At 77.0% G+C, this 25,760-nt stretch carries 6 protein-coding genes; all 6 read right to left on the reverse strand.

What is annotated here, in order from left to right:
* Window positions 1-29: 29 nt before the first annotated feature.
* A complete protein-coding gene (locus MXD57_RS00625) occupies window positions 30-1,289 on the reverse strand; it encodes a valine--pyruvate transaminase (RefSeq protein WP_250399236.1) in 1,260 nt (419 codons plus the stop codon).
* A 53-nt stretch (window positions 1,290-1,342) separates the two neighbouring features.
* On the reverse strand, window positions 1,343-3,220 hold the full coding sequence (locus MXD57_RS00630; protein WP_250399237.1) for a non-ribosomal peptide synthetase: 1,878 nt from the start codon (window positions 3,218-3,220) through the stop codon (window positions 1,343-1,345).
* A 20-nt stretch (window positions 3,221-3,240) separates the two neighbouring features.
* Entirely contained in the window at window positions 3,241-6,417 is a 3,177-nt protein-coding gene (locus MXD57_RS31700) for a non-ribosomal peptide synthetase (RefSeq protein ID WP_250399238.1), read from the reverse strand.
* Entirely contained in the window at window positions 6,414-12,275 is a 5,862-nt protein-coding gene (locus tag MXD57_RS00640) for a type I polyketide synthase (protein ID WP_250399239.1), read from the reverse strand. The genes MXD57_RS31700 and MXD57_RS00640 overlap by 4 nt, the downstream gene beginning before the upstream one ends.
* Before the next feature lie 94 nt (window positions 12,276-12,369).
* Entirely contained in the window at window positions 12,370-21,138 is an 8,769-nt protein-coding gene (locus tag MXD57_RS00645; RefSeq protein WP_250399240.1) for a non-ribosomal peptide synthetase, read from the reverse strand.
* Complete coding sequence (locus MXD57_RS31705; protein WP_250399241.1) at window positions 21,135-25,724, reverse strand: type I polyketide synthase; 4,590 nt, start codon at window positions 25,722-25,724, stop codon at window positions 21,135-21,137. Before MXD57_RS31705 ends, MXD57_RS00645 begins: the two co-directional genes overlap by 4 nt.
* Window positions 25,725-25,760: the final 36 nt, after the last annotated feature.

Below are 25,760 nucleotides of genomic sequence, written 5' to 3' on the forward strand. Positions count from 1 at the left end.
CACCGCCCGGGCCCGAGGCGGTGACGGGGTCAGGGGCGGAGGGCGGTGAGGGCGCGGGCGAGGCGCGCTATGCCCTCGGTGAGGGTGGCCTCGTCGGCGCTCAGGCTGAGGCGGAAGCAGCGCGTCGCGTGGGAGGCGACGCCGAAGGTCTCCAGCGGGTCCACGAAGAAATGGCGGCCCGGCACGACGAAGACGCGGTGCTCCTTCAGTCTCGTGTAGAGGGCGACGTCGTCGAACCAGTCGTGGTCCACCCACAGCCAGCAGAACATGCCGCCCTCGCCGGAGTGGAGCCGCCAGTCCACGTCCGACGGCATCCGCTCCGCGAGGAGCTTCTCGGCGAACCGCCGCTTCTCCTGGTAGTGCGGGGTGATCGCGTCGCGGACCACGCCGTCGAGGCGGCCGTCGGCGAGGACGCGGGCGAAGGCCGCCTGGGCGAGCTTCGGGGCGTGCAGGACCGAGTTGGACATGAACGAGGCGAGCGGGGCGATGTGGCGGGGCGCTCCGACGGCGAAGCCGATCCGCTCGCCGGGCAGTCCGGCCTTGGACGCGGAGAAGCAGTGCACCACGTTGTCGTCGAGCACCGGCTCCCCGTGGACCTCGCCGATGCGGGGGAACGGGGCGCCGTACGCCTGGTCGAGGAAGAGCGGCACGTCGCGTTCGGCCGCCAGGCCGGTGAGGGCGCGCAGCTCCGCCGGGTCCAGCGCGCGGCCGGTGGGGTTGCCCGGACTGGAGACGAGCATCATGCCGATGTCCGTCCGGCGGCTCAGCGCCTCCGTGTCGAGGACGTACCGGAAGCGGTGGTCGCCCTCCCGCTCCACGCGGGGCGGCACGCCGGCGATGCCGCCCCGGTGGAGGCACAGCCCCTGGTAGCCGGTGTAGTCGGGGACCAGGGGCAGCACGACCCGGCGGGTGCCCCCGGCGGACGGCCCGGCGAAGAGCGCGGCGGCGGCGAAGCAGACCATCTGACTGCCCGGGCCGACCGCGATGTTCTCCGGGCCGATCCGCCAGCCGTACGTCCGGTGGAAGTACGACGCGATGGCCTCGACCAGGACGTGGCTGCCCCGGCTGGGGCCGTAGCTGCCGCTCGTCCCGCCGAAGTCCTCCTCCAGGACCTCCGCGAGGGCGGTCCGCCACATGTCTCGCGCCTCGGGGATGAGGGCGGGGTTGCCGACGCTCAGATTGAGCCACTCCCCCGCCGACTCCCCGGCGGTGCACGCGGCGACGTCCTCCATGATGCTGCGCAGACCGGACAGCCCGGCCATCTTCGTGCCGATGGTGGACAACTGCATGATGTCTCCTCGTGCGGGGAGGGAATCGGTGGCGGGTGCGGGCGGGGCGGGCGTCAGCGGGTGAGAGCCGCCACCGCGTCGGCGTACTCGGTGACCTCCGACGCCTCGAACACCAGGTGCATCGGCACCTCGATGCCGGTGCGCTCCTCCAGTTCCCGGACGGCGCGGACGGCGCGGAACGAGTCGCCGCCGAGGGCGAAGAAGTCGTCGTCCGGACCGACTGCCGGGACGCCGAGGACCGCCGCCCAGATCTCCGCGACGACGGCCGCCAGGTCCGCTTCCCCGGCCGGGGTGCCCGTGCCGGGGGCGGCGGGCGCGGAGACGGGAACGGCGGCCCCGGGGGCGGCGGGCGCCGGTGCGGATCCGGCCGCGGTGGGCAGGGCCCCGACGGCGCGGGCGGTCAGTTCGGCGTGGTCGAGCTTGCCGTTCGGGGTCAGCGGGAACCGCTCCAGGAGGACCACGGCGGCCGGCACCATGTGCGCGGGGAGCCGGTCGGCGAGGGCGGCCCGTACGCGTTCCGCCCCGCCCCGCGCGGCACCGTCGGGCGCCGGGCCGCCCGGGGCGCCGTCCAGGACCAGGAAGCAGACCAGGCGCGTCTCGTGTCCCGTGCCGTCGGCGACCACGGCCGCCTGACGCACCCCGGGCACGCCCAGCGCGGTGCCCTCGATCTCGCCCGGCTCGACGCGGAAGCCGCGGATCTTGACCTGCCGGTCGACCCGGCCCAGGTACTCCAGCCGCCCCGGCGCGACCTCCCGCACCAGGTCCCCGGAGCGGTACAGGACGCCTGCGGACGGGTCGACGGGGTCGGGGACGAAGCGTTCGGCGGTGAGCTCGGGTCGGTCGTGGTAGCCGAGGGACACGCCCACACCGCCGATGTACAGCTCGCCCGGCTCGCCCTGCGGCACGGGCCGGCCCCGCTCGTCGAGGATCCGCAGCGTCGTGTCCTCGATGGCCGAGCCGATCAGGACGGTCTCCGGGTCCGGGTCGCGCGGGCACACCCAGGCGGTGCAGTACATGGTGCACTCGCTCGGCCCGTACAGGTTGCTGAGGGTGGCGCGGGAGCGGCTGTGGAACCGGCGTACGAGCTCCGGGCTCAGCGCCTCGCCGCCGGTGAGGACCTGCCGCAGCCCGTCGACGCGCTCTCCGGGGCCCAGCGCCAGCAGGAACAGCTCCAGCAGCGACACGACCCACCACACCGTCGTGACGCGCTGGTCGCGGATGAGCCGGGCCAGGTGCTCCGGGTCGCGGTGGCGGCCCGGAGCGACGATCACGACGGCCGCGCCGTGCAGCAGCGGCCAGTACACCTCCACCAGGAACATGTCGAAGGTGCAGGCCGTGTGGTGCAGCACCCGGTCGTCCGCGTCGATGGGGTGGCTGCCCTGGAGGGACCGCAGGCGGGCGGTCACCCCGCGGTGGCTGAGCAGGGAGCCCTTGGGACGGCCTGTCGAGCCGGAGGTGTAGATGACCACGGCGGGGCGGTCGGCGAGGGCGTCCGCCGGGGCGAAGCCGTCCGGGGCGGGGGCCTCGGCGCACTCCTCCACGGTCAGGACGCGGGTGCCGAGCCCGTCGGGCAGCCCGGAACGCAGCGCGTCGGAGGTGAGGACGAGGCGGGGCGTGCTGTCCTCCAGCAGGAAGTGCACGCGCTCGCGGGGGTTGGCCATGTCGATGGCCACGTGGGCGCCGCCGGCGAGGACGACGGCCGCCACCGCGATCACGAAGTCGGCGGAGCGCTCCAGCAGGACCGCGACCCGGTCGCCGGGGCGGACGCCGCGCTCCCGCAGGAGCGCCGCGGTGCGCACGGCACGGTCCCTGACCTCCCCGGCGAGGACGACGTCGCCGCCGTCGATGATCGCGGGGAGGTCGGGGTGGGCGTCCCAGCGGGCGAGCAGGGCCGTGTCGAGGCGGTGGGCGGCGTCAGCGGGCGTTTCCATGGCGGGGGGACCTTTCTGGGTCAGTTCTCGTCGGCCGTGGCGCGGGCGGCGCCGAAGTCTCCGTCGCCCGTGATGCGGGCGATGCCGGCAGCCAGTTCGCGCACCGTCGAGTAGTCGAAGAGCAGCTCGACGTCGAAGTCGGAGCCCAGCTCGGTCTGGAGGCGGCCTGCCAGGCGCATGGCGCGCAGCGAGTCGCCGCCCAGGTCGAAGAAGTCGTCGTCGGGCCCGACCCCGGGGAGGGCGAGGACCTCCCGGAACAGGCGGGCGACGAGCTCCTCCAGGTCCCCCGCGGCGGCCCCTTCGGGACGGGCGGCGGAGGCGGGGTGCTCGTCGGGGACGGTGAGCGCGAGGAGGTCCGTCTTGCCGGCCGGGGTCAGCGGCAGGGCGTCCAGCGCGACGAGGACCTCGGGGATCATGTACGAGGGGAGGCGGTGGCGGAGCCGTTCGCGCAGCCGGTCGGGGGTGGCCGGGGCGGTCCGGTCGGCCGGCGCGGTCCACGCCACGAGCCGGTCGCCGCGTACGGCCACGGCGGCCGCGGCCACCTCGGGTACCTCCAGGAGGACTTGCTCGATCTCGCCGGGTTCGATGCGGTAGCCGCGCAGCTTCAACTGGCGGTCCATCCGACCGAGCACCTCCACCCGGCCGTCGAGGAGGACCCGCGCGTGGTCGCCGGTGCGGAACATGCGGGTGCGGCCCTCGTCGTACGGGTCGGGCACGAACCGCTCGGCGCTGAGCTCCGGCAGGTTCCAGTAGCCCTCGGCGACGCCGTGGCCGCCGATGCACAGCTCGCCCACGCAGCCGAGCGGCACCAGCTCGCCGTGCGGGTCGAGGACGCGCAGGGCCGTGTGGGAGATCGGGCGGCCCACGGTGACGCGGGTGGTGCCGGCGTGGATCTCCTCGACGCTGGAGTACACGGTCGTCTCGGTCGGGCCGTACATGTTCCACACCGACCGGCCGCGCTTGGCCAACGGTTCGGCGAGGTCCGGCGGGAACGCCTCGCCGCAGCTGTACAGGCGCAGTCCGTCGCCGCCCTGCCAGCCGGAGTCGAGGAGGGCTCGGTACCGGGACGGGGTGGCCTGGAGGGCAGTGATGCCGTGCCGGGCGGTGTACGCGTCGACTTCACGGCCGCTCAGGCCGAGCGTGCCGCCGCCCACGTGGACGGTGGCGCCGGCGGCGAGCGGCACGAGCAGTTCGGCGAGGGACGTGTCGAACGTGAGGGTGGTCAGGGCGAGGAACCGGTCGTCGCCGCTCAGTCCGGGGTGGCGCAGGGCGAGGCTGTCGACCAGGTTGGCGAGCGCCCGGTGGCCGATGGCGACGCCCTTGGGCCGGCCGGTGGAGCCGGAGGTGTAGATGACGTAGGCGAGGCCGTCCGCGGTCGCACCGGGGAGGGACCCGGTCGGGGTGGCGGCGGCGTCGCGGGCGGCCGGGGCGGTGGGAGGGAGCGGCTCGCGGGTGAGGTCGAGGACGGGGCCGTCCCAGCCGTCCGCGGGGAGGGCGGCCGGGGCGTCGGTGAGGAGCAGCGCCGGGGACGCGTCCCGCAGGACGTACGCCGTGCGGTCGGCGGGGTGCGCCGGGTCCAGCGGCACGAACGCGGCGCCCGCGCGGGCCGTGGCGAGGAGGGCGGTGACCAGGTCGGTGCCGCGGCCCAGGCAGACGCCGACCCGGTCGCCGGTGCCGACGCCGTGCGCGGCCAGCCGGTGTGCCAGGGCGGTGGCCCGGTCGTCCAGTTCGCGGTAGGTGTACGCCGCGCCGTCCGCGACGACCGCCGGGTGGCCGGGGCGGGTGCGGACCGCATCGGCGATCAGGTCGGGGAGGAGGGCGCGCGGCGGTGTCCGGTCGACGTCCGTGCCGTTCCACCGGTCCAGCAGCAGGGCGCGGGTGTCGCCGGGCACGGCGAGGACGTTCCGCAGGGGCGCGCCGGGATGGTCGGCGAGGCGGGTCAGGACGGTGGTGACGTGCCGGACCAGCGCGTCCGCCTCGGCCGCGTCGAACGCGTCGGCGTCCAGCACGAGTTGGAGGCGCAGCTCGCCCGCGGCGCGGACGACGAGGGTGGCGCGGTAGTTGGTGCGGGTCTCGTAGTGGACGTCCGTGGTGCGCAGGGCGCCGCCCGCGAGGGCGGTCTCGGAGGCGTCCGGGTAGTTCTCGAACACCACGACGGTGTCGAAGAGTTGCGCGCCACGCTCGACGCCCGCCCACCGCTGCACGTCGGTCAGCGGGGTGTGCTGGTGCTCCAGGACGGGGTGGCGGGAGGCCGCGTACCCGGCGATCCACTCCTCGGCGGGCAGGTCGTGGTCGACGCGGGCCCGTACGGGGACGGTGTTGATGAACATGCCGATCATCGCCTCGGCGCGGGGCAGCGGCGGGCGGCCGGAGACGGTGACGCCGAAGACGACGTCGTCGCGGCCCGAGTAGCGGGCGACGGTGCCCGCCCAGGCGGCCTCGACCAGGCTGCCGAGGGTGGTGGACCGGGCCCCCGCGAGGGCGCGCAGCCGTGCGGTGGCGTCGGCGGGCAGCGTCGCCCGTACGGTGCGGAACCGGCCCGACGGCTTGGCTCCCGGGCGGACGCCGGGCAGGGTGAACACGGCCGGTTCCTCGTAGCCGTCGAGGTACGCGGTCCAGAACGCGCGGTCGCGCTGCGGGTCCTGACGGCGCAGCCAGGCGATGTGGTCGCGGAACGGGGGCGGCGGGACGGTGCCGGCGCCGCCGGGGCGGGCCAGTTCGGCCGTGACGTCCGCCATGAGCAGGGCGGCCGACCAGCCGTCCAGGATCATGTGGTGGTACGTCCACACCATCAGGTGCTCGTCGGGGCTCAGCCGCAGGGCGAGCAGCCGCATCAGCGGCGGCCGGGTGAGGTCGAACGGCTCGGCGCGGCGGCGGGCGATCTCCGCCGCCACCTCCTCGTCGCGGGCGGCGGCGTCCAGGCCGGTGAGGTCCCGCACGTCGACGCGGACCTCGGCGGTCGGGAGGACCACCTGGTGGGGGGCGCTGATGCGTTCGTGGACGAAGGCGGTGCGCAGCACCGGGTGGCGGGCGACGACGGCCTGCCAGGCGGCCGTCAGGGCGTCCACGTCGAGCGGGCCGGTGAGGCGGAACGTCGTCGTCTCGACGTAGAGGCCCTGCTCCGGAGAGGTGGTGGCGTGGTACAGCATCCCTTCCTGGACCGGGGAAAGGGGGTAGATGTCCTCGATGTCGTTCACGGGGTGTCCTCTCCGGACCGGAACAGGTGCATGACCTGGGCCAGGTCCTCGGTGCTGAGGTCCGCCTCGGGGAAGTGCCCAGGTGCGTCGGCGGACGGACTGGCGCCGGGGGCGTGGCTCGGGGCGGGTGCGGCGGGTGTCGCGGATGCGTCTGGTGCGGCAGGCGGGGTGGCGGCGTCGGCCCCGGGTACGGGGCCGGCCGCGGTCTCAGCCCGCGCCTCGGCGATCCTGCGGGCGAGGGCGCCGGGGGTGGGGTGGGCGAAGATGTCGCCGGGTGACACGGGCAGTCCGGCGCCGCGCATCTGGGCGGCGATCTGCACGATGACCAGCGAGTCGGCGCCCAGTTCGAACAGGTTGGCGTCGCTCGCCACGGCGGGCAGCCCGAGCATGGCGGCCCAGATGCGGGCGATGCGGGACGGGACGCCCTCCGGCGCCTCGCCGTCCTGTCCCGCCTCGGGCCCGGCGTCTGCCGCCGAGGGCGCCCGCCCGGGGTGCGGCGCCGTCCCGGCGCGGGGGGTGACCAGGACGTGGGCGAGGTGCGGGTTGGCGAGGACGCGTGCGAGGGCGCGCAGCCCCTCCGCCGTAGGGATGCCGTCGGTGTGCGCGGCGGAGGCGTCCTGCGGGGCGGGGTCGTTCCGTACGGCCGTCCCGGCGGGCACCGGGCGCAGCACGAAGCCCTCCACGGTGACCACGGGGTCGCCTTCGCGGTCGGTGAGGACGACGTCCGCGACGAGGGTCGCGTCCTCGGCGGCCGGGTCGCCGGAGCGCAGCGTCACCAGGGCATGCCCCTCGTCCGGTATCTCCTGATATGCCGTCAGCTTTCCGTAGGCGACGGGGAGGTGGCTCCCGGTGGCCTGGGCGACGGCGCCCGTGGCCGCGTCGAGCAGCGCCGGGTGCAGCGGGTGGGCCGCGGTGTCGGCGCGGTACTCCTCCGGGAGGCGCAGCGTCAGCAGCAGGTGCCGCTCGCCGTCCCGGCCGGGCCGCGCGGGCCGGCCGGTGCGGGTGACGCAGGCCCAGCGGGGCCCCGTCTCGAGCAGCCCGCGCCGCGCGGCCTTCGGCGCTTCGGCGCCCGTTCCCCCGGGCCCGTCGGACACGGTGCCGTCGGACACGGCGGCGGACGCGAGGGAGACGCGGGCGGGGCGGGGCCCGCCATGGGGCCGGATGCGGCCCTGGGCGTGGGGCCGGACGGTGGCGGTCGAACGCACCTCCCAGTCGTGGCCGCCGTCCGCGTGGGGCCGCAGCCGTACGGCGACGACGGGGGCGTCCTCCTGCGGTATCCGGACCGGCGCGGTGAAGACGGCGTCCAGTTCGACGGCGCCCCCGGCCGCCCGACGGGCGTCGCCGTCGCCGTCCGGGTGCGCGAGCGCGCGGCGGGCGGCCACGGCGAGGTCGAGCAGGGCGGTGCCGGGCAGCACCGGCTCACCGGCCATGCGGTGCTCGCGGGACAGCCACGACGTGTGCGGGCCGTCGCGGAGGACGAGTTCGGTCCAGCCGCCGGGCGCCGCGCGGCGGGCCGCGAACAGCGGGTGGTCCAGCGGCTCGTCGGCGTCCGTCGTGCGGGCCGGGGCGGTGGCGGCCACCGCCATGCCCGTCTGCGACCAGCGGTCCCAGCCGATGGACACGGCCGTGTCGGTCGTGTGGGCGAAGCTGTCGAGGAAGGCGTTGGCCGCCGCGTAGTCGGCCTGCCCGGCCGCACCGGCCACGGCGAGCACCGAGGAGCACAGCACCATGAGGGGCTGGTCCGCCTCGGTGAGCCGGTGCAGGAGCACGGTGCCGCGGACCTTCGGCTCCAGTACGCGGGCGATGTCGTCGGGCGCGCGCAGCGCCAGCACCCCACCGCCGGGCAGCCCGGCGGCGTGGACGACGCCGGCGATCCGGCCGTACCGCTCACGGACCTCGTCCAGCGCGGCCGTCAGGGCCCGCTCGTCGGACACGTCGCACTGGACGACGCACACCTCGGCGCCCTTCCCGGCGAGCCGGTCCAGGGCGTCCGCCAGGGCGGGCGGGCACTGCGGGGCCGGTTCGGCGCCCTCGGGCCGGATGACGTGCCGGGCCGGGCCGTCCGCCACGGGGCGGCGGGTGACCAGGACCAGGATGCGGCCGGGTGCGGCGAGCCGCTCCGCGACGGCGCCGCCGATGCCGCCGAGGCCGCCGGTGACCAGCCAGGTCCCGTCGGGCAGCGGGCCCGGGCCCCGGCCGGGCGGGGTCAGTGCGGGCGGCGCCGGGACCGGGACGAGCCGTGAGCGGCCCCGGACGGCGACGACCGGCTCCGCGGCGCCCGCCCCGTCCGCGCCGGGGGGTGTGCCGGCGGCGCCGCACGGGGCCGCGAGCGTGGCGAGTTCGGTGACGACCGCGCGGGCCGCGCGGGCGGGCCCGGAGCCCGTACGGGGGAAGCGCTCCAGGTCGAGGACGCGCACCGCGCAGTCCGGCAGCTCGTGGGGCAGTACGCGGGCCGGGCCGGTGGCGGCGGCGGCGTGCGGGGCGCCGGGGCGCCGCCCGGCCACGGCGAGGGCGTCCTCGGTGACCAGCAGCAGGCGCAGCGGCCGGTCGGGGAAGCGGTCGCCGAGGGCCCGGCAGAGCGCGGCCGGGACGGTGACGGCGCGCAGCGCGCACCGGGCGACGGTGTCGGCGGAGGCGTCGTCCAGGGCGGGGTCGTCGGCGGCCCAGCAGGACACGACGGCGTCCGGAGCCTGGCCGCGGGCGGCCAGTTCGGCGGCGAGCGCGGCGAACGCGCCGGGGTGGTCGGGGTCCAGCAGGTGGCCGTCCCGGTCGCCGTCGCCGCCGTCGGCCGCGAGGCCGTCCGGCAGGCCGGGGCCGCCGACGCGCACCCGGTGAACGCGCGCGCCCTGCCCGGCCAGGCGGTCCGCGACCGCGTCGGAGAGGCCGCCCTCGTCGGCCAGGAGCAGGACGCTGCCCGGTGCGGCGGCGGCCGTCGCGGAAGGCAGGGAGGGCACCCAGTCGAGGACGCGCAGCCACCCGTCGAGCGGGGCGCCGTCCCCCGCCGCGGTGCCATCGTCCGTCGTGGCCGTGCGGCCGGAGGAACCGGCCGGGGACGCGGCGGGAGAAACGGCCGGGGACGCGGGAGAGGAGCCCGCGAGCGCCTCGGCGGGAGCGGCGGCGGCCTCCTGGGCGGCCGCCGCGGCGGGCCGGAACCAGTGGCTGGTCCGGGCGAACGGGTACGTCGGCAGCGCGACCTTGCGCCGCCCGGCCCGCTCCCCCAGCGCCGTCCAGTCGATGTCGGCGCCGCGCTCCCACAGCCGGGCCACCGCGGTGAGCCGTGCCGGGGGCTCGTCACCGCCGCGGGGCGCGCCGAGCACCGGCAGCGCGGTCCGGCCGGTGCCGAGCGTGCGGCGGGCGAACCCGGTGAGCGCCGTTCCCGGCCCGGCCTCCAGCAGGGTGACGCCGTCGGGCAGGGCGCGCAGCGCGTCGGCGAACCGCACGGGCTGCCGCAGCTGCCGCGCCCAGTACGCGGGCGACGCGGCCTCCTCGGCGGTGAGTGGCCGTCCGGTCAGGGAGGAGATCACCGGCACGGAGGGCGCGCGCACCGGAGTGGCGGCGACGAGCGCGGCGAAGTCGTCGAGGAGCCCGTCCGCGTGGCGGGTGTGGAAGGCGTGCCGCACGGCCAGCCGGCGGGCCGGTACGCCCCGGGCCTCCAGAAGTTCCGCGAGGCGGGCCACCGCACCGGGCGGGCCTGCGACGACGGTCCGGTCGGGCGCGTTGACGGCGGCGATCTCCGGCGTGCCGGGCGCGGCGGCGTCGCCGGACCAGGGGCCGGAGTCCGCGATGAGGGCGCGCAGCTCCGACTCGGGCAGTGGCACGGCGAGCATCCCGCCCTCCGGCATCCCCCCCATCAGCGCGCCGCGCCGTACGACGAGGCGGGCGGCGTCCGACAGGGTGAACACCCCGGCGGTGCAGGCGGCGGCCAGTTCGCCGACGCTGTGCCCGGCGACCGCGACGGGGCGGACGCCGAGTGCGGCCCACCACTCCGTCAGTGCGGAGGCGACGGCGAACAGCGCGGGCTGGGCCACCTCCGTACGGTCCAGGCCGCCCGGGTGGGCCGGGTCGAGGAGGAGGGCGCGCAGGGGCGCGTCGGTCCACGGGCGCAGGGCGTCGAGGCAGCGGTCGAGGGCATCCCGGAAGGCGGGTTCGCGGGCGTACGGCTCGGCGGCCATGCCGGGCGTCCCGGCGCCCTGGCCGGGGTAGAGGAACGCCGCCCCGGCGAAGACACCCCCGGCGCGCACGGGCTCGGCGGACGCCCCGGACGAAGGTGCGGCGGACGCGCCGGACCGGGGCTCGGCGGTGCCGAGGGCGGCTGTGCGGCCGGGCGCGACGGTGACGGCGCGCCGCCACGGGTGCGGGTCGCGGCCCGTCTGGAGGGTGTGGGCCGCGTCGGCGAGGGCCGGGGCGCCTGGCGCGGTGAGTGCCTCGCCCAGCCGTCCGGCGAGGCGGTCCAGCGCCTCGGGGCCGCGGGCGGACAGCGGCAGCACCTGCCAGGCGTCGTCCGTCCCCGCGGCGGGACGGCGGGCGGCGGGCGGCGGGTCCTGGAGGACCACGTGGGCGTTGGTGCCGCCGATGCCGAAGGAGCTGACGCCCGCCGTACGGGTGCCGTCGGCACCGGGCCACGGTTCGGGCGCGGTGAGCACCCGGAAGCGATCCGGGTCGAGGTCGGGTGAGGGACGCGTGAAGTGCGCGATGGGCAGCAGCGTGCGGTGCTGGAGGGCGAGGACCGTCTTGATGAACCCGGCCATGCCCGCGCAGGTGTCGAGGTGCCCGACGTTGGACTTGACCGCGCCGAGGACCCGGCTCGCGTCCGGCGCCGCGGCGAACACCCGGTTCAGGGCGGTCAGTTCGATGCGGTCGCCGAGGGCGGTGCCGGTGCCGTGGGCCTCGACGCAGGAGACGTCCTCGGGGCCCACCCCGGCGACGGACTGCGCGGCGGTGATGACGCGCACCTGCCCGTCAAGCCCGGGCGCGGTGAACCCGACCTTCCGGTCGCCGTCGTTGTTGACGGCCGAGCCGAGGAGCACGGCCCGTACCGTGTCGCCGTCCGCGACGGCGTCGGCGAGCCGCTTGAGGACGACGACGCCCACACCGCTGCCGAACACGGTGCCGGTGGCCGAGGCGTCGAACGGCCGGCAGTGGCCGTCCTCCGACAGGATGCCGCCCTCGGTGTGCAGGTAGCCGAGGCCCTGCCCGACGCCCGCCGACACGGCCCCGGCGAGGGCGACGTCGCACTCGCCGCTGAGCAGCGCCTCGCCCGCCAGGTGGACCGCCACCAGGGCGGACGAGCAGGCGCTCTGCACGCTCAGGCTGGGCCCGGTCAGGCCGAGGCGGTAGGAGGTCTGCGTCGCCAGGTAGTCCTTGTCGCCCGCCGCCAGCCACTGCACGTCCGCGCGGTGGCCCAACTCGGCGGCGTGCGGCAGCAGATGGTGGGTGAGGTACGAGTTGAACCCGGCCGACGCGTACACGCCCACGCCGCCCGCCGCGTCCCGCACGCGCTGGCCCGCGTCCTCCAGGGCCGCCACCGCGCACTGGAGGAACAGCCGCTGCTGGGGGTCCATGAGCGCGGCGTCGGCGGGGGTGATCCCGAAGTACTCGGCGTCGAACTCGTCGATGCCCTCCAGGACGCCCCCGGCGGGCACGAACCGGGGGTCGTCCAGCCGGTCGGCAGGCACGCCGCGGGCGGCCAGCTCGTCGCGGCCGCGGAACGTGACGGTGTCGCGGCCCGCGAGCAGGTTCTCCCAGAAGGCCCCGGCGTCGGACGCGCCGGGAAACCGGCAAGCGAGTCCGGTGACGGCGATCGCGTCCGGCAGGTCCGGTGAGCCGTCGTGGGCGCTGCCGGTGTCCTGACTGGTCATGAGGTCCTTCTCCTTAGGGCGGTACGAGACGCGAGCGCGGGGGGCGCGGCGCGGACGGGGATCCGGGCGGGGAGCCCCGTCCGCGCGGGCCGCCTCAGTCGGCGGCCGGGCTGCCGGGGCCCTGGGCGCGGCGGGCGGCACGCCGCCGCTCGTGGTGCCGACGCCGTCCGGCGGGGGGTTCGGCGCCCTCCTCGTCGGCCGGGGTGTCCGGCCCGGCGGGCGGGGCCGCGTCGGCGGAACCGGACCAGGCGGCGGTCACCGGCGCGGCGGGGGCCGGGGCGGGCGCCGGGGACCGGTCGAGCAGTTCGGCCAGGAGCCTTACCGTCGGGCGGTCGAACATGTCGACGACCGACAGCTCCGTGCCGAACTCCTCGGTGATCCGGCGCTGGAGGCGCACCAGGTGGATGGAGGTCGCGCCCGCGTCGAAGAAGTTCGTGTCGACGGCGATCTCCTGGCCGTCCAGCACCTCCCGCCACAGCGCGGAGACCTGTTCCACGGTGGATCCTCGCAGCGGGCCCCGGCCGTCGGCCGGGACCGGCGCCGCCGAGGCGGCCGGAACGGCGCCGCCCGCGACGGCGGGGACGGCGGCGACCGGCGTGGCCGGCGGCACGGCCGCGGCGCCCGCCACCGGCGGCGCGGCCGAAGACGCGGCGGAGGGTTCTCGCGCCTCGCCCAGCCGGGCCAGCGCCTTGCGGTCGACCTTGCCGTTGGCCGACAGCGGCAGCGCGTCCACTGCCCGCACGTGCCGGGGCACCATGTACGCGGGAAGCCTGCGCGCCAGTTCGGCGCGGAGCTCCGCCGCCCACGCCTCCGGATCGCCGAGGCCGGCGGCGGCCGCGTCGGGCAGGCCGCCCAGCAGCGTGTGCAGCACCGTCTGGTCGTCCTCCAGACCCAGGACGCGGTGCAGCGGCTCGGCGTACACGTCGCCGACCGGGCACAGCCCGATCCGGCAGTCGGCGGCGCGCTGCCGCAGCAGCTGCGCCATCGCGCCGGCCTCCAGCAACGTGAAGGGGCGCGCGAGTTCGCCGTAGACGGGCGCCACGGCCGCGTTCCTGGCCACCAGGTACACGGCGAAACGGGCCGCCCCGGCCAGCGGACGGTTGAACTCCCCGAACAGCGCCGGGTCGAGGGCCCGTCCGGCGCCCTCCGGTCCGTCGAGCGCCACCAGGGCGGGGCCCGCCGGGTCCAGGTAGTACGTTCCGGAGCCGATTCCGTCGACGCCGCCCGGTGCCACCGCGACGTACGTCTGCACCGGGTAGAGACCGCCCGCCGAGCCGTACGCGTAGCGCGGCACGCCGTCGTCGTCCTGCCGGGCGAGCACGGTGAGCAGGGCGTACAGGCCGGAGGCCGGGACCGGCCCGCGGCCGAAGCGGGTCGCGGCGCCGCGCCCGGCGGACGCGGCCCGCAGTTCGCGGGTGTCGGCGGGCAGGGCGAACGGGACGATCTCGCGGCCCGCGAGGTCCCGGCGCCGCCCCGGCTGGCTCAGCCGGGTCTCCAGCCGGCGTACCCGCTCGGCGTCCAGCGGGGCACCGCCCGCGGCGGGTGCGGCGTCCGTCGCTCCCGCGTCCGCCTCCCCGGAGCGGACCTGCGCCGCCGGTGCGGCCTCGCGCACCACGTACACGGCGAGCTGCGCCGACGTGCCGGAGCCCTCGACGAGGGCGGCTGCCTCGCGGACGCCGTCCGTCCGGACGAGCGCGGCCTCGATCTCGCCCAGCTCGATCCGCATGCCACGCACCTTGACCTGCGAGTCCTCCCGGCCGAGGAACTCCAGTTCGCCGTCCGGGTGGAGGCGGGCCAGGTCGCCGGTGCGGTACAGGCGCTCGCCCGTCACCGGGTGCTCGGGGAAGGCGCGGGCGGTCGGCGCGGGCGCGTTGCGGTAGCCGGTGGCCAGGCCGACGCCGCCGATGAACAGGGCGCCCGGCACACCGCTGGGCCGCAGCCGGAACGCGTCGTCGAGGACGTACATCCGCTGGTTCCGCATGGGCCGCCCGTACGGGATGCTCGGCCGGTCCGGGTCGACGGTGCCGACCGGGTGGAGCACCGACCAGATCGACGCCTCGGTGGCGCCGCCCAGGCTGATCACCTCGGCCTTCGGGGCGACCCGCCGGATGTGGCCGGGCATGCCGACCGGGATCCAGTCGCCGCTCAGCATGACCAGGCGCAGGGACTCGACGTCCGCCGCCGGGTTGCCGGAGGCGTGGACGAGCAGCATCTCCATGAGGGCCGGTACGGAGTTCCAGACGGTGACCGCGTGCTCGGCTACGAGCCGCGCCCAGCGGACCGGGTCGCGCTCGTCGCCGGGGCCGGGCAGCACGAGCGCCGCGCCGGCCGCGAGGGTGCCGAAGATGTCGTACACGGACAGGTCGAAGCCGAGCGACGACAGGCCGAACAGGCGGTCCTCGGCGTGGACGCCGAACCGTTCGTTGATGTCGGTGACGGTGTTGAGGGCGCCCCGGTGGTCGGTCATCACGCCCTTCGGCTCGCCGGTGGAGCCGGAGGTGTAGATGACGTACGCCAGGTCGCCGGGGGCGGTCGCGGGCCGCGGGTTCCGGCCGGAGCCCAGGGCGGTGCCGCGGTCGACGGCGTCGCCGAACCGCAGAACCGTCACACCGTCGGGCGCCGCGTCCCCCGCCGGGTGGCCGTTCGGGAGGACGTCCGGGAGCAGCAGGGCGACGGCCCCGGCGTGGGCGAGGGAGCGGGCCACACGGTCGGCGGGCAGCCCGCTGTCGAGCGGCAGGTAGGCGCCGCCCGCCCGCAGGACGCCGATCGCGGAGGCGACCTGCTCCCAGCCCCGGTGGGCGAGGACGCCGACGAGGTCGCCGTCCCGCACCCCGGCGTCGCCCAGGGCGCGGGCGACGGCCAGGGAGGCCCGGTCCAGTTCGCCGTAGGTGACGGTGCCGGTGGCCGAGACGACGGCGGTGCGGTCCGGTTCGCGGGCGGCGCGCGCCAGGAACGGCTCGTGCAGCAGCCCGTCCGGCAGCGGCCCGTCGGTGGCGTTGAGCGCCGTGTACCGGGCGATCTGGCCGGCCGGGAGGAGCTCGCGGTGGGGGTCGTCCCAGGCGGCCGGTTCGTCGGCGAGCGCGCTGAGCAGCGCCGTGTACGCGCCGAACATGTCGTCCAGCGTGCCGGGCGCGAACAGCGCCTCCACGGCGTCCCAGGTGAGGCGGAGGCGGCCCTCGTGCTCGGCGATCTGGTGGTCGAGCCACACCTGCGGGGTCTGCGTGATGGTGTACGCGACTCGTGCACCCGGCCCGGCGGCGAGTGCGCCGCCGGCGGTGTCGGCGCCGAGCTCGCTGGTGAAGACGACCGGCATGACGGCCTCGGCGACACCCCGGCGGCGGGCCAGCTCGCCCGCCACCCACACACCGCTGACGAGCTGGTGGTCCAGGTCCTCCCAGAGGCGGTCCTGGATGCGGCGCGCCCGCGCCTCGAACGCCCCGTCGGTTGCGCCGTCGACCTCCAGCATCGTCAGCGCGGTGAAGTCGCCGACGAGCGCCGGCAGGTCAGGGTGGTCGCCCACACGGTTGAAGAGGGTGAGGTTCAGGGTGAAGCGGCCCGCGCCGGACCAGGCGCCGAGGACGGTGGCGTACGCGGACAGGGCGAGCGCGGACGGGGTGATCCGCGCGGCGGCGGCCCGTTCCTTCAGCCGGGCCCACACGTCGGCCGGGAGGTACGCCTCCCGGCGCCCGAACCGGGTCTCGGCCAGTTCGCCGGGGCGGCGCACCAGCGGCAGCGGCGGCGCGGGCGGCAGCGTGTCGAGCCGGTCCCGCCAGTAGGCCAGGTCGCGTTCCCGCCGCGCTCCTTCGCGGCGGGAACGCTCGGCCAGGACGTAGTCGCGGAACGACAGCTCCAGCGGGCGCGGATCGAGTTCGCCCCGGTACACGGCGAGGAGTTCACGCAGCAGGATCTGGGTGCTTCCGCCGTCCGCGATGAGGGTGTCGATGCCGAAGTGGAGGCGGGCGCCCGTGCCGGTGGTGCGGCTGGCGCGCAGGTCGAACAGCGGCCACACCTCGGAGGGCAGCACCTGGTGGGACATGTCCCGGCGGGTGGCCCCGAGCCGGCTCTCGCGCTCCGCCGCGTCGAGGCCGCGCAGGTCCTCGGCTGCGATGCGGTAGTCCGGCACGTCGGCGAGGACGCGCTGCTCGCCGTTCTCGTCGACGACGATGCGCAGGGCGTCGTGGCGCCGCACCAGGGCCTGCCAGGCGCGTTCGAGGCGGGGCAGGTCCACGTCGTCCACGTCGAGTTCGACGTAGAGGTGGCAGGACACGTCGCCGCCGACGGTGCCGCTGCGGCCGATCCAGTAGGCCCGCTGCACGTCGGTGAGCGGGAACGGGTCGTGCCGGCGGGCCGGGTCGGGGCGGAGCGCGGCCGGGGCCTCCTCCTGTGCCGCGACGTCCTGAGCGGTGCCGGTGAGGGCGTCCACGGCGGCGGCGAGGGCGGCGACGGTGGGCGCCTCGAACAGGGTGCGCAGCGGCAGCCCCACGCCGAGCGCGCGGCGGATCCCGGCGACGACCTGGGTGGCGAGCAGCGAGTGTCCACCGAGCGCGAAGAAGTCGTCGTGGACGCCGACCCGTTCGATGCGCAGGGCGTCGGCCCACACCCGGGCGACGGTCTCCTCGGTCGGGGTGCGGGGCGCGGTGAACTCCGCGGCCCCGGTCCGCTCGGGCACCGGCACGGGCAGCGCGCCCCGGTCCACCTTGCCGTTGCCGGTGAGCGGCAGCGCGTCGAGGACCACGAAGTGCGAGGGGACCAGGAACGACGGGAGGCGGCGGACCAGTTCGGCGCGCAGTTCCGCCGGGGCGGGCGGGGCGTCCGGCGCGGCCGGGACCAGGTAGGCGGCGAGGGCGGCGCGGGAGGTGCCCGGCTCGTACGCGGTGACCACGCACCGGCGCACGGACGGCAGGGCGGTCAGCGCGGCCTCGACCTCCCCGGCCTCGACGCGGAAGCCCCGGATCTTGAGCTGGTTGTCGTTGCGGGAGAGGTACTGGAGGCGGCCGTCGGGGCGTACGCGGACGAGGTCTCCGGTGCGGTACAGGCGCGGTCGCCCGGCGGTGCCCTCTCCCCCGCCGGTCGCGGCGGGGTCGGGAGCGCCGGCGGGGACGAAGCGCTCGGCGGTCAGTTCCGGGCGGCCGAGGTAGCCGGCGGTCACCCCGGCCCCGCCGATGTACAGCTCCCCGGGGACGCCGGGCGGCACGCGGCGGCCGTGCGGGTCGAGGACGGTGACGGTGGTTCCGGCGATGGGCCGCCCGATGGTGACGGCGCCCGCTGCCGGGTCGACCGTGTCGCTCGTCGACCAGACGGTGGTCTCGGTCGGTCCGTACATGTTGCGGATCGTGCCGCGCACCTGCCGGGCGAGCGCCCCGACGAGGCCCGCGTCGAGGGGTTCGCCGCCGAGGAGCAGTTCGCGCAGGGTGCCGAGCGCCGCCGCGTCCGCCTCGTCGAGGAGGGCACGCGCGTGGGACGGCGTGCACTGCAGATGGGTCACGCCGTGGGCGCGGATCAGCGCGGTCGGCGAGGCGGCGTCACGGCTCCCGTCCCGCGCGGCCGTGCCCGGCGCGGCGGCGGTGGCGGCGCGCCCGCCCAGGACGGCCAGCGCGGGCAGCGCGCCCAGCGCGGCGTCGGCGTCCACACCGAAGTCGATCAGGCAGGCGATCTCGTCCACCCCGGCCTCGGTGAGCCGGCGGACGAGCGGCAGCCGGTCCTCGACGGTGCCGATCAGCGAGCTGTCCGCGAGGTAGCGGGCACAGGCGTGATCGAGGAGGGCCTCCTGGTCGTCCTCGGTGAAGTCGTCGGCGGTGACGTCGACGCCCAGCGCGCGGGCCATGTTCTGGATGAGCCCGACGGAGGAGCGCAGGTACGAGCGGAACGGCTCCCAGGCGTGGGAGCGCACGTCGTCGGCGTCGGCGCCGACGAAGGTGTGCAGCATCAGCGTGACGTGCGGCGCCCCGGCGTGCCCGGCGCGGTGCCACGCCTCGCGGTAGACGGCGATCTTCTCCGCGAGCTCCTCGACGCTCTGCCCCAGCAGGTGGGTGAGCAGCCGGGCGCCCGCCTCGCCGGCGGCGCGGCAGGTCTCCGGGTTGCCGGACGAGGTGAGCCAGAACGGCAGTTCGGGCTGGACGGGGCGGGGCAGGACGGCGGTCTCGACGGTGCGGCCGCCGGGTCCCTCGAGCGGGACGCGCTCGCCGCGCCACAGCCGCCGCACCTGGTCGATGCCGGTGAGGGTGCGGGCCTGCCGGTCGTCGTAGGCGTCCTTGGCGAGGACGAAGTCGTCCACATGCCAGCCGGACGCGAAGGACACGCCGACGCGGCCGCCGGACAGGTTGTCGACGACGGACCACTCCTCCGCGACGCGCACCGGGTGGTGCAGCGGCATGACGACGCTGCCCGCGCGGATGCCGACGCGCCGGGTGGCGGTGGCGACGGCGGCGGCGAGCACGGACGGGGCGGGGAACGGCCCGCCGAAGGCGTGGAAGTGGCGCTCCGGCATCCACACGGCACTGAAGCCGTGCTCGTCGGCGAAGCGCGCGCCGTCCATGAGGAGCCGGTACTGGCCGGGGCCGGGTGGGGTGCCGCCGGTGTCGCTGGCAAAGTAGAACAGGCTGAACTCCGGGGCCTGTTCGCGTACCGGCTCCCGGGTTGCGGGAGCCGGCGCGTGGTCCTTGTCGGGGGTGAGGACCACGCGGTGGCCCCGGCTGACCGTCCACAGCAGTTCGAGCACGGAGATGTCGAACGACACGCTGGTGACGGCGAGCCAGGTGACCGGCTCCCCGCCGGTCTCCACCACCCGGTCCATCGCGGCGAGGAACGCCGTCAGGTTGCGGTGCCGGACCACCACGCCCTTGGGGCGGCCCGTGGAGCCGGAGGTGTGGATGACGTAGGCGGCGGACTCCGGGTCCGGACGGCCGCCGTCCCCCTCCCCCGCCCCGGCGGCCGTGGCGGAGCCGGTGTCGGTGTCGATGTCCAGCAGGGGCACCCCGGCCGGGACGACGCCGTCCGCGAAGGTGGCACGGGTCGCGGCGTGGACCAGGACGGCGGCGGGCACCGCGTCCTCGCACACGTACCGCAGCCGCTCCACCGGGTAGTCCGGGTCGAGCGGCACGTACGCGGCGCCCGCCGTGAGGACGCCGAGCAGCGTGGCCGGCAGGTCGGCGCAGCGGCGCAGGGCCACGCCGACCCGGTCGCCGGGGCGGACGCCCGCGTCCCGCAGCCTGGCCGCGACACCGTCGACGCGGGCGCGCAGGGCGCGGAAGGTGAGGGTCTCGCCCGCGCAGGTCACGGCTTCGGCGTCGGGCCGGGCCCGTACGGCCAGGGCGAACCCGGCAAGCACGCCGGGGGCGTCGTCCGGCAGGGGCCCGCCGTCGCCGGCCGCGTCGAGGAGTGCCTGCTCGGCCGGGGTGAGGGCGAGCAGTTCGGACAGGCGCAGATCCGGGTCGGTGGCGGCGCGGCGCAGGACGCGCGCGAGCGCGTCGGTCAGCGTCCGCGCCGTCGGCTCTTCGAAGAGGTCGCGGCTGTACTCGCAGATGCCCTCGGTGACGTCGCCGTGCCGGGCCAGTTCGAGGCTCAGGTCGATGCGGCACAGGCCGTTGTCGAGGTCGGCGGGTTCGACGTCGACTCCGGGCAGGGACAGGGCCCGCTCGGGGACGTTCCGGTAGCCGAACTGCACCTGGTAGAGCGGCGCGTGGCCGAGGTCCCGGTCGGGGCTCAGCTCGCGGACGAGCCGCTCGAAGGGCACCTGGGCGTGGGCGAACGCGCCGAGGGACGCCTCCCGCACCCGGTCGAGCAGCTCGCCGAACGACGGGTTGCCGGCCAGGTCGGCGCGCAGCACCAGGCTGTTGACGAACATGCCGGCGAGACCCGCCAGTTCGGGCCGGTCTCGCCCGGCCGTGGGGACGCCGACGACGATGTCCTCCTGGCCGGAGTGGCGCATGAGGACGGCCTGCCAGGCGGCGAGCGTCACCATGAACGGGGTGGCGCGGGCCTGCCGTGCCACCGCCTCGACGGACTCCGTGAGCGCCGCGTCCAGGGTGAAGCGGACCCGGCCGCCCCGGTGGGTGGGCACGGCGGGGCGTGGCCGGTCGGCGGCGAGGTGGAGCAGCGCTGGGGCGCCCGCGAGCCGCTCCCGCCAGTAGTCGAGGTGCCCGGCGAGGTTCTCGTCGGTCAGCTCGCGGCGCTGCCAGGCGGCGAAGTCGCCGTACTGGACGGGCGGCGCGGGGGTGTCGGCGCCGGTGCCGTCGAGGTGGGCGCGGTAGCCGGCGCACAGTTCGTCCACGAGGACCGCGCGGGACCAGGCGTCGCCGACCATGTGGTGGTTGACGACGACCAGCAGGGCGCGGTCGGGCGCCGAGCGGAGCAGCACGGCCCGGAACAGGGGGCCGCGCGCCAGGTCGAAGGGGCGGGCGGCCTCCTCCGCGGCCCGTGCCTCCGCCGCGCCAGGCTCCACGTCCACGACCTCCAGGACGGAGCGGCCGGGCGGCAGGACCCGCTGGAGCGGGGTGCCGTCGACGGTGTCGACGACCGTGCGCAGCGCCTCGTGGCGGTCGGCGAGCCGGGTGAGGGCGCCGTCGAGCGCGGCCAGGTCGAGCGGGCCGGTGAGCCTCAGGCCGACGTACTCGTTGTGGACGCCGAGCCCGGGAGCGAGCTGCTCCAGGAACCACAGTCGCTCCTGGCCGAAGGAGAGCGGCGCGGGACGCGGGGCCGGGGTGACGGCGCTCCGGCCGGTGGCGCCGTCCGGGGCGCCGGGGGCGGCGGCGGGCGTGTCGGTGCCTGTCGCGGCGGCGCGGCCGCGGGCGCGGGCCTCGAACGCGGCCCGTTGTGCGGGCGTGAGCCGGGCGAGTCGGTCCTCCCGGCCGGTGGGCTTGGTCACTGATTCTCCAGTTCGGCGAGGATGCGGTCCTCGATCAGCTCGGCGAGGTCGGCCACGCGACCGCCCTCGAAGAACGCGCGGGCGGGCACCTCGACGTCGAACTCGGCGCGGAGCCGGGCCACGATCTGCGCGGCGAGCAGGGAGTGCCCGCCGAGGTCGAGGAAGTCGTCGTGGACGCCGACCCGGTCGATGCCGAGCATCTCGCCGTATATCTCGGCGAGGCGCTGCTCGGTCGGGGTGCTCGGCGCGGCGTACGGGGTGGCGAGGTCCGGGCGGGGCAGCGCGACGGCGGCGGGCCGCGCGGCGGTCGGCTGGTCCACGGCCAGGCTGAGGGTGCCGTCGGCGACGACCGCCGACGGGCGGGCCACCACATGGCGTCCGGCGGGTCCGTCGAGCAGTGCGGCGAACGCGCGGGCGCCCTGGCGGGCGGTGAGGGCGCCGGCGAGCATGCGCTCCTGCAGGGCGCGCAGGTCGGCGGGGACCTCGGCGTCGGCAGCCATGCCGGCCCCGGCCCACATGTCCCAGTCCACGGCGATCGCTCGGCGGGTGCCCGCGGCGGCCTCGGCCTCCGCGGCGGCGGCCAGGTAGGCGTTGGCGGCGGCGTAGTCGGCCTGTCCGTAGGTGGGGACGAGGGTGGCGAGGGAGGAGCAGACCACCAGGACCTCCGCCTCGTCGGGGCGGAGCGCGGCGAGCAGGTGACGTGTGCCGTCGACCTTGGGGGCGAAAACGGCGCGCGCCTCGTCGTCGCCGCGCAGGGCGACGGAGCCGCCGCCGGGCAGGCCGGCGGCGTGCACGACACCGTCGATGCGGCCGAACCGGGCGCGGACCCGGTCGAGGGCCGCGGCGAGCGATGCCGCGTCGGTGACGTCGGCACGTACGGCGACGGCCTCGGCGCCCGCGTCGCGCAGCTCCCGCAGGAACGCGGCGTGTCCGCCGTCGTCCCGCGCCCCGCTCCCGTCGTCCGGCTCCGGGGCCGTGCGGGAGAGCAGCGCGAGGCGGGCGCCGCGAGTGCGGGCCAGGTCCGCGGCGAGGGTCCGGCCGATGCCGCCGAGGCCGCCGGTGATGACCCAGGTGGCGCCGTCGGCGAGCCGGACGGGCGCGGCCGGGATGGGGCGCTCGGCGGTGTGCACGGTACGGGTGAGGAGCGTGCCGTCGCGCAGGGCGAGGAGGCGCGCGGGCGCGGTGAGGACGGCGCCGAGCACGGCCTGCGCGGCGGTCTCGTCGAGGGCGGCGCCGGCCGCCAGGTCGATCTGGGCGCAGCGGAGGTTGGCGTACTCCTCGGGCAGTACCTGGACGGGGCCACTGAGCATCGCGGCGGCCGGGTCGGGGCGCTCGGACGGGGCGGTGCGGAACGCGCCGGCGGTGAGCACGCCGAGGCGGACGTCGTTGACGACGCTCTCCTCGGCCAGGGCGCGGGCCAGCCGGACCAGCCCGAAGTAGCAGGCGGTCTCGTCGGCGCCGCCGTCCCGCGCGCCGCCACCGCTGTCGAGGCCCCAGCCGTACAGGATCGCGGTCGGGGTGCGGACGAGGGCCCGCAGGTCGGCGAGGAGCTTGGCGTACTGGGCGGGGTCGGCCGGGTCGAGTTCGTACACACCGCGCCGGACGCGCCGGTACTCGGGGCCGGGCCGTACGACGGTGACGATCTGGCCGCGCGCGGTCAGCAGGTCGACGGCGGGCTGCGCGGCGCCCCGGCGGTCCATGAGGACGAGCCAGGTCTGGCGGCGGCCGCGCAGCGGGTCGGCGGCCTCGCCGGCCTCGCCCGGTGCCGTCCCGGCGCCGAGCGGGCGCCAGACGAGCGTGGCGTGCAGGGCGTCGGCCAGGTCCTGCTCCGTGGCGGCGCCCGCGGGGGCGGCGCCGCCGGGGGTGGCCGCCGCGCCGGGGTCGATCCAGTGGTGGAGGCGCTCGAACGGATAGCCGGGCAGGCCGGTGACACGGGCCCCGGGTGCGGCCGGCTCCCAGGTGACGGAAGCGCCGTGCGCCCACAGTCCGGCCAGCGACAGGACAGCGCTCGCGGGCTCGTCCTCCGGGCCGCGGCGGCCACGCGAGGGGAGCGGCGCCGGTGCGGTGCGCGGGGCGTCGGCGCCGGGCCGCGCGGACCGCACCAAGTCGGTGAGGACGCTGCCGGGACCGTTCTCGACCAGCACCAGGCCCTCGTCGAGGGCGGTCAGGGTGCGCAGTCCCTGGTCGAAGCGGACCGGGGCACGCATCTGGCGGGCCCAGTAGCCGGGGTCGGCGGCCTGTTCGGCGGTGATCCAGTCGCCGGTCACGCCGGACACGAACGGCACGCGGGGCGCGTGGCGGGCGGCCTTGGCGACCTCGTCGGCGAACCGTGCGGCGGCCTCGTCGCACAGGGCGCTGTGGAAGGCCCGGTCGACGGGGAGCCGCAGGGCCCGCAGGCCGCGCTCCTCGAAGGCGCGGGCGGCCCGCTCGACGACGTCGGCCGGGCCGGACAGCACGGCGGCCTCGGGTCCGTTGACGGCGGCCAGGTCCAGTCCGCGGGCGGCGGCCTCCTCGGCCGCGGCGTCCTCCGCCAGCGGCACGGCGAGCATGGCGCCGGGCGTCGTCTCCGCCATGAGGCGGCCGCGTACGGCGGCGAGACGCAGCGCGTCGGGCAGGTCGAAGACGCCGGACAGGGCGGCGGCGGTGAACTCGCCCAGGCTGTGCCCGAGGAGCGCGGCGGGCCGTACGCCCCAGTGCTCCCACAGCCGGGACAGGGCGTGGCCCAGTGCGACGACGGCGGGCTGGAGCAGGTCGGTGCGGCGCAGCTCCTCCTCCGTGCCGTCGCGCAGCAGTGCGATCAGGTCGCGGCCGAGCAGGGGCCGCAGCAGCGCGGCGCACTCCTCCAGCGCGGCCCGGAAGACGGGGTGCGCGTCGTACAGGCCGAGCGCCATGCGGGGCAGCTGCGTGCCCTGACCGGGCAGCAGGAACGCCACGGGGGCGTCGACCCGGTCGGTGCGGGCTGCGACGGCGTCGCGCCGGTCTCCTCCGCGCAGGGCGGCGACGGCTCCGGCGGTGTCCCGGGCCAGGACGACCCGGCGGTGGTCCAGCAGGCGGCGGCCGGTGCGCAGGGTGCGGGCGGCGTCCGCGAGCGGCACGCCGGGGTGGGCCTCCAGGTGCGCGGCGAGCCGCTGGGCGGCGGTGTCGAGCGCGGTGGCGGTGCGGGCCGACAGGGGCAGCGCGACCGGCATGGCGGGCGTGCCGTCGGCGGGTGCGTCCTCGGCGGGCCGGCGCGGGGCCTCCTCGAGGATGACGTGGGCGTTGGTGCCGCCGATACCGAAGGCGCTGACGGCCGCCCTGCGGGGCGTGTCGCCGCGGGGCCAGTCGACGGGCGCGGCGGGGGCGTGGAACGGGGTGCCGGCCAGGGCGTCGGCGGCGGTCGTGCCGTCGCCGCGCAGGGTGGCGGGGATCGTGCCGTGGCGCAGCGCCTGCACGGCGGCGATCAGGCCGGTGACCCCGGCGGCCGTGTCGAGGTGGCCGACGGTCGACTTGACCGATCCGAGGGCGCACCAGGGGGCCGCGGCGCCGCTCCCTGCCCCGGCTTCGGCCTCGGCGGCCCGGTAGGCGAGGGTGAGCGCCTCGACCTCGATGGGGTCGCCCAGCGCGGTGCCCGTGCCGTGGCCCTGGACGTAGCCGACGGTGCGCGGCGACACACCGGCGACGGACAGCGCCTCCCGGATCACGGCCGTCTGCCCGGCGACGCCCGGCGCGGTGTAACCGGCCTTGGCGGCACCGTCGTTGTTGACCGCCGAGCCGAGGAGCACGGCGTGCACCCGGTCGCCGTCCGCGAGGGCGTCGGTGAGCCGCTTGAGGACGACGACACCGGCGCCGTTGCCGAAGACGGTGCCGTCGGCCTGCGCGCTGTACGGGCGACAGCGTCCCTCCGGCGACTCGATGCCGCCCTCGACGGGCAGGTATCCGGACCGGTGCGGCACGGTGACGGTGACACCGCCCGCGAGGGCCACGTCGCACTCCTGGCCGAGCAGGCTCTGCACGGCCATGTGCACGGCGACGAGGGAGGTGGAGCACGCGCTCTGCACGGTGACGGCGGGCCCGCGCAGGTTCAGCTTGTACGCGGCACGCGTGGCGAGCTGGTCGGGCTGGTTGCTCTGGAACAGCAGCGGCACGCCGAGGGTGGCGCGCAGATCGGCGCGGGGCAGCAGGTTGTGGACCAGGTACGTGCTCAGCAGCGACCCGGCGTAGACGGCCACGGGACCGGCGGAGCGGTCCGGGTCGCAGCCCGCGTCCTCCAGCGCGGCCCACGCGCACTCCAGGAAGATCCGCTGCTGCGGGTCGATGACCGACGCCTCCAGCGCGTTGTAGCCGAACAGCCGGGAGTCGAAGCCCGCGATGTCGTCGAGGACGCCCTTGGCGGGGACGTAACCCGGCGCGGTCGCCTCTGCGGCGGGCACGCCCGCGGTGGTCAGCTCCTGCGGCGTGAAGCGGGTGACGGCGTCCTCCCCCGCCACCAGCAGGCTCCACAGCTCGTCGGGGGAACCGGCTCCGGGGAAGCGCCCCGCCATGCCGATGACGGCGATGCGGCCGTCGGTCTCGTCGTCCCGGTCCGGCCGGACTGGCTCTGCGTACACGTTGGTCTCCGTTCGGTGGCTCGGTGCGGGCACCGC

The organism is Streptomyces cellostaticus (assembly GCF_023630175.1).
In the GTDB taxonomy this organism is placed as follows: Bacteria; Actinomycetota; Actinomycetes; order Streptomycetales; family Streptomycetaceae; genus Streptomyces; species Streptomyces cellostaticus_A.